This window comes from Actinobaculum sp. oral taxon 183 str. F0552, assembly GCF_000466165.1.
Classification (GTDB): Bacteria; Actinomycetota; Actinomycetes; order Actinomycetales; family Actinomycetaceae; genus Peptidiphaga.
Genome location: NZ_KE951457.1, coordinates 1 through 6,416, shown reverse-complemented (window position 1 = coordinate 6,416; position 6,416 = coordinate 1). Strand labels below are relative to the sequence as shown.

At 72.4% G+C, this 6,416-nt stretch carries 5 protein-coding genes; 2 read left to right on the top strand and 3 right to left on the bottom strand.

Annotated features, from left to right (window positions below; genetic code table 11):
• A partial coding sequence (locus tag HMPREF0043_RS08170) for a diacylglycerol/lipid kinase family protein (protein ID WP_021602554.1) occupies nt 1-1,025 on the top strand: 1,025 nt, incomplete at its 5' end.
• A 37-nt stretch (nt 1,026-1,062) separates the two neighbouring features.
• Here HMPREF0043_RS08170 and pheA read toward each other — a convergent pair.
• On the bottom strand, nt 1,063-2,013 hold the full coding sequence (gene pheA / locus HMPREF0043_RS08165; protein WP_040318188.1) for a prephenate dehydratase: 951 nt from the start codon (nt 2,011-2,013) through the stop codon (nt 1,063-1,065).
• Nucleotides 2,014-2,087: 74 nt separating this feature from the next.
• Between pheA and HMPREF0043_RS08160 the strand changes: the two genes are divergently transcribed.
• Nucleotides 2,088-4,580 (top strand): Tat pathway signal sequence domain protein, encoded by a 2,493-nt coding sequence (locus tag HMPREF0043_RS08160; protein ID WP_021602552.1) that lies wholly within the window; start codon nt 2,088-2,090, stop codon nt 4,578-4,580.
• Here the strand turns inward: HMPREF0043_RS08160 and HMPREF0043_RS08155 are convergent.
• Both HMPREF0043_RS08155 and HMPREF0043_RS08150 read right to left on the bottom strand, forming a co-directional pair.
• Entirely contained in the window at nt 4,559-5,335 is a 777-nt protein-coding gene (locus HMPREF0043_RS08155) for a glycosyltransferase (RefSeq protein WP_040318187.1), read from the bottom strand. The two genes, HMPREF0043_RS08160 and HMPREF0043_RS08155, sit on opposite strands and share 22 nt — an antisense overlap.
• 203 nt (nt 5,336-5,538) lie before the next feature.
• On the bottom strand, nt 5,539-6,416 hold an 878-nt coding region (locus HMPREF0043_RS08150), incomplete at its 5' end, for a DUF5926 family protein (RefSeq protein WP_021602549.1).

Genomic DNA, 6,416 nt, shown 5'->3' with positions numbered 1-6,416 from the left:
GGCCCGGGCCGGCCGCTCCGGCGGCACCAGCCGGGCCCCGGGCCGTCGCCGTCGTCTACAACCCCGTCCACGTCGGCGCCCTCGACGACATCCAGGCCGTGGTCGAACAGGCGGCCATCGACGCCGGATACGCCCCGCCCGTCTGGCTGCCCACCGCGAAGGACGACCCGGGCGTGGGCCAGACCCGGGCGGCCCTCGCCCTCGATCCGGCCGTCGTCGTGGCCGTCGGCGGCGACGGCACGATCCGCCACGTGGCCGGGGAGCTCGCCGGCAGCGGCGTCCCCCTCGGAATCCTGCCGACGGGAACCGGCAACCTCCTGGCCAGGAACCTGGGCCTGCCCATCGGATCCGGCGTGCGGGACCTCGCCTCGATCGCCATCACGGGGCGTTCCCGGCGCATCGACGTCGGCTGGGTCGAGGCGGACGGGCCGAGCCTGGAGCAGACGGCCGCGATCGCGCGCATCGCCCCGGACTCGCACGCCTTCGCAGGAAGCACCCCCTTCCTCGTGATCGCCGGCATGGGATTCGACGCCGCGGTCATGCACAGCGCCGGCCGCGGCCTCAAGCGCACCATGGGATGGGGCGCCTACGTGGTCTCGGGGCTCAGGTACCTCAGACGCAGGCGGGTCAAGGCCCACATCGTGGCCGGCGAGGGCCACAACGAGTTCGACCTGGAGGCCAGGGCGATCCTCTTCGCCAACTGCGGGCGTCTGCCGGGAGGCTTCGTCCTCGCCCCCGACGCGAGGATCGACGACGGCTGGCTGGACCTCGTCGTCGTCGACACGAAGATCGGACTGCTCGGCTGGGGCGACCTCGTCCGCAGGGTCGGCCTCCAGAGCCTCGGGCTGCGGCGGCGGCCCCAGATGCTGCCCGAGGTCGGTTCCATCGAGTTGCGCCGGATGCGCTCGGTGCACGTGCAGGCCGGCGACCCCGAGCTGGTCGAGGCCGACGGCGACGCCCTCGGCTACGCCTGGAACGTCAGAGCCCGCATCGAACGCGGCACTCTGCTCGTGCACGTGCTCTGACGGGCTCGGACCTCTCGGCGGGCCGCCCGAGGGCCGCTCACTCCGGCTGCCGTCCCCGGCGCAGCAGACTCTCGACGAAGGCCCTGCCGGCCACGAAGTCCGCATCGGAGGTGCCGGGGCGGGGTTCGACCCTCGTCCCGCCGGCGGAGGGATAGGACCCCAGGAAAACGACCCGCGGGCATACCCGGTGCAGGCCTATGAGGGCGGCCTGGATGCGCTCGTCGTGCAGGTGGCCCTCGGCGTCGATGGAGAAGGCGTAGCGCCCCAGGGCGTCGCCGACCGGCCGCGACTCGATGCGGGAGAGATTGACGCCTCGGGCCGCGAACTGCTCGAGCATGCTCAGCAGCGCCCCCGCCTCGTCGTGGGGCAGCTGCACCATGAGAGTCGTCTTGTCCGCGCCCGTGCGGTCCGGCTGCCGCCCCGGCGGCCCGACCATGATGAAGCGCGTGATCGCGCCGCGGTTGTCGGCGACGTCCCGGCTCAGCGACTCCAAGCCGAACATGGCCTCGGTGCCCGGCGGGCACAGGGCCGCCTCGAAGTCCGCCCGGCCGTCGGCCAGGAGCCGGGCGCCGGCCGCCGTAGAGGTCGCGGGCACGTGGACGGCCTCGGGGATGTGCGCCCGGATCCACCGGCGGCACTGGGCCCAGGCGTGGGGATGCGTGGCGATGCGGCGGATGTCCCCGAGCCCCGTTCCCGGCCGCACGGCCAGGCAGAAGACGATGGGCACGAGCATCTCCGCCTTGATCTCCAGGGGGCTTCCGGCCGTCAGGCTGTCCAGTGTCGCGTTGACGCCGCCTTCGACCGAGTTCTCGATGGGGACGACCGCGTAGTCGGCCTCGCCCCTGCGCACCATCTCCAGCGCCGAGGGCACGTCGTGCGCGGGCACCTCGCAGGCGTCGCCCGCCACCTGCCTGAGCGCCGCATGGGTGAAGGTGCCTGCGGGCCCCAGGTAGGAGAAACGAGGGGGGTCCCCGGGACGGCCGGACATGGCGCTCTCCTCTCTCGCAGCGTCGCCTTCCTGCAGCACTGACTCAGTTTAGTCTCGCGTTGTAGTCTGGTCGCATGCTCCTGCGTCCGGCATGCCGCTTCATCCTCGGTCTCGTGGGCGCTCTCGCCTGCCTCGCGGGCGTCGTGGGCCCGGCGTTCGGCGCGCCCGCGCAGGGCGGCGCGGCGCCCGGGATCGGAGCCGGCGCGGAGGGAGCGGCCCCGAGCCGGGGAACGGAGGGATCGGTCGTCGTCGTCGGATTCTCCGGCGTGAGCTGGAAGGACGTCACGGCCGACACCGCGCCGAACCTCTACCGTTTCGGCAAGCAGGCCTCCACCGCCGACCTCGTGGTCCGCACGATCAACGAGACGACGTGCCCCACAGAGGGCTGGCTCACCCTCGGCGCGGGACAGCGCACGATCGACGACGCACCCGCCTGCCGCCCGCCCAAGGCCCGGTCCAGGTGGACCGAGCTGGTCGAGGTCAACTCCGCCAGCAAGTACCACGCCAGACTCGGGCGGCTCGGCAAGGCGTTGAGGAACGCGAAGACGACGGCCATCGGCCCGGGCGCCGCGATGGCGCTCACCGACCCGAAGGGACGCCTCCGGGCCGACTACGCCGATCTGGCGCCGATTCCGGGGTCCGTTCGGGGAACCAGCGCCGGTGCCGCCGACGACTCCGGGGCCGCGGCCAAGGCCTACCTCGAGAAGGCCGCCGGCTCGAAGGTGACGGTCGTGGACCTCGGCGCCGTCCGCAGACCGGAGTCGCAGCTGTCCGCGTCGGGAGGCGGACGGCCGGGGTTCTGGCGCAGGCTCGGCGGATTCTTCGCCTCCGAGCCGTCCGCGTCCCGCGACGTCACCGCGCAGATCTCCGCCCTCGACGCCCGGTTCGCCAGCCTTCTGCGCGCCATACGGGAGAAGGACCCGAAGGCGACCGTCCTGGCCGCCTCGCTCGCCGACAGCCAGAGCTCCCGTCCCTCGCTCGGCTATTTCGCGGCGGCCGGGCCCCGCGTCGCCCGCGGCATGACCCTGGCCGGCGGCCCGCCCCTGACGGCCAGCTCCGACGCGACCCGCCAGCGCGGATACGTCCAGATCACCGACCTCATGCCCACACTCCTCGACTGGGCAGCGCCGGGCTCCTCCGAGGCGGCGGACGCCATCGGGTCGACGATCGTCTCCACGCCGAACGGTTCCGGCGAGGAGAACGTCCGCGAACTCGTCGGCAACGAGGTCCGCTCCCAGACGGTGCGCTCGCTCTCCGGGCCGTTCTTCATCCTCTTGGGCGCCATGTTCGCGGCCGTCCTGGCCCTCTTCCTCACCCGCTCCCGCTGGAAGGGGACGACCCGCAGGCTCTTCGTCCAGCTGTCGACGCTGCTGGCGGCCGTCCCCGTGGCCTCGCTGCTGGTCAACCTCGTTCCGTGGTGGTATTCCCCCCGCGCGGCCGGCGTGTTCGTCGGGCTGCTCGTCACCTTCTCCACGCTCATCGCCGCTCTGGCCCTCAACCCGCGATGGAAGGACCGATCGTTCGCCCCCTTCGGCGTGATCGGCGGGCTGGTCGTCGTCACGCTCATGCTCGACGTCGCCTTCGACGACGTCCTGGCCTACCCCCTCCAACTGGCGGCCCTGTTCGGCACGCAGCCCCTGGTCGGCTGGCGGTTCTACGGCTTCTCCAACTCGGCCTTCGCCCTGTTCACCGCCGGCCTGATCCTCTCCCTGGCGTGGGCGGGCGAACGCCTGTACTCGCGGGGGGAGAGGAGGAAGGCCGCCTGGCTCATCGTCGCGGTCGGAGCCGTCGCGGTGTTCCTCGACGGCTCGGCGGGCTACGGGGCCGACTTCGGCGGGCCCCCCGTGCTCATCGTCGCCTTGGGGACGCTGGCGATGATGATCTTCCGGAGGAGGCTCACATGCCTGCGCATCGCAGCGGTGCTGTTCCTGGCCTTGGTGGTCTCCACGGCCTTCGCCGTGGCCGACTACCTCAGCCCCGTCTCCGAGAGGTCGCATCTGGGCCGCTTCGTCGAAACGGTGCTCCACGGCAACGGGCTGGAGATCGTCGCGCGCAAACTCGCCCAGGTCTTCGGGAACCTCCCGTGGCCGGCGATCGCGCTCCTGGTCGCCGCGCTGGGCGCCGCCGCCTATTGGGCATGGCGCCTGCACCGCCGGGGAGGCTTCCGGATCGGCGTCCTCGCACGCTCCCGGGCGTGGAACGAGCTTCCGGTGCTGCGAATGAGCGTGATCGTGCTGTGCTGGGCTCTGGTGGTGGGGATGTTCGTCAACGATTCGGGGATCCTGGTGCCGGCCATGGGCCTGGCATTCTCGATCCCACTGTGGTGCGTGGCCGTCGTCCGCTTCGAGGAGGCCGACCCGCTCGGGTCGGTGGGCGCCGGCTCGCAGGCTCCGGACGGAGACGTCGAGGAGATGCGGGAGAAGGCTACGGTCGGCGGGGGCGGCGCATCGATCGGAGAGGCCGGAGCTTCGAACGGCCGGGAGTCATCAGCCGGGGAGACCGCTGAAGAGCCTCCCGTCGCGGGGGCGGGCGGATCGCCGCGGACTCACCCTCCGAAGGCGTTGTAGGGCTCGAAGTCGACGCTGACTCCGCGGCGTTTGGCCTTGGGCACGCGGACGCGGCGGAAGCGCCGCCCGTTGACCGCCATGAACACGCCCTTGTACTGGTCGGCCCGATGGCGCTGCCCGGCCCAGTCGCCGCCCGATGCGCGGTGCTTGATCTCGCAGACGACCTCCTGCAGGGTGAATCCCGCGACCAGGAGGTCGATCGTCATGCCCGTCTCCACGCCCCAGCCCGCGGCGAGCGGCCGAGCTGCGTCGAAGGCCTTGCGGGTCAGGCAGCGCTGGCCGGAGATGGGCTGGCGCGGCCTCCATCCGGTGGCCCGCCGGATCGCCTTGAAAGCCAGTCCCGTGACGAATCCGAGGCCGGCGGCGCCCTCCTGCGGGGGAAGCGCGGCGATCGTGCAGTCCGCGGCGCCGGCCAGGACGGGTTCGACGAGGGGTGCCGCCTCCACGGCCGACTCGCCGAGATCCGCGTCGAGGAACAGGAGCAGGCGCGCGGGCCTGCCCTCTTCGTCGCGCATGGCGACCACGCTCGCCCCCGTCTCCATCGCCGACGCCTTGCCGCGGTTGACCGAATGCCTGATCACCGTCGCGCCCGCCGTTCGGGCCGCTTTCTGGGTCCCGTCCGAGGAGCCGTCGTCGACGACCACGACGAGGTCGACGTGCGGAATGGCACGGGCAGCACGGACCGTCGCGCCGATGCGATCCTCTTCGTCCTTCGCGGGAATGATCACTGCAACGCGTTGGTCGGATGTAGTCACGCCATAAGCCTATCCCCCTGCGCACCGAATTTCGTGCAACGCGGGGCGGACGAGGGGAAATGGCGCATCGTCGCCGGTTCGACCGTGTCCTCCCGCAGCCGGGGAGAGCGGCGGGTGCGGTCGGCCCGGCTCGTTCGCCCCTCCGCCTGGCCGGGCACCGCATGCGGTGCGGCGGACGCTGCGGCCACCGGGCGGCCCGGAGCCTATCGCAAGGTCACCTGGCGGGAGACGATTCCCGCGCGGGCGCGCTTCTCCTCGGCGGTGAGCGGTCCGTCCGAGGCGATGGCGGCCTCCAGCTTCGGGGCGAAGTCGGCCATGGGGCCGGCCAGTTCCTCGGCTTCGGCGCCCCGCTGCAGCTCCCAGACGGGGATGGTCAGCCCGAGGGCGCGGAACGCCCCGACGAACCGCGACCCGTCGAAGGAGAAATCGCCCGACGCGCGGAGCCTCGCCAGGCCGTCGAGCACGGCGTCGCGCGGCTCGGGGCGCACCCAGCGCACGAATTCGCGGTTCATGCGGCACCAGAACGCGCCTTCGACTCCCGGGACTTCCTTCATGGGGACGAGTCGTTCGCGGGCGCTCTCCAGGGACTGCCTGTTGTCGGGCTCGGAGGCTTCCTCTTCGGTCATCCAGAAGGTGGGCTGTTCGTGCAGCTCGAGCCTGCCGAAGCCCTCCGGGTCGAGGACGTCCTGAAGGCGCGGACCGGGATCGGGCTGGCCGGGAACCTGGAAGGCCTCGCCCGGCCGGAGGCCAAGCCCTGCCTGGATCCGCGCCGCGATGTCGAGGGAGGCGTCGCCGGAGTTCGTCACCGTCTGCGCGGCGACCAGCAGCACGCCGTCCGCCCGGCAGAGCGCGCCCGCCATCGAGGGCAGGATCGTGGTCAGGACGACGTCGCAGCCCCCGTGCTCCGCGGTGGTGCGCGCGGCCAGCGTCGCCAGCGGAAGGATCTCCCGCATGGCCACGAGCTCTCTTTCCACGGCCATGCCCTCGAAGGGGCGCTCCACGAAGTCTATGACGGTCCGAGGCCTGGCCGGCGTCGCGGTCCGGGCGCCCGCCGGCCGCCGAACGGCTCGGTCCGCGGCGC

What these genes read in the sequence shown, in the direction of transcription:
- pheA (WP_040318188.1), bottom strand. Translation starts at nt 2,013, where the DNA reads ATGTCCGGCCGTCCCGGGGACCCCCCTCGTTTCTCCTACCTGGGGCCC.
- HMPREF0043_RS08160 (WP_021602552.1), top strand. Translation starts at nt 2,088, where the DNA reads ATGCTCCTGCGTCCGGCATGCCGCTTCATCCTCGGTCTCGTGGGCGCT.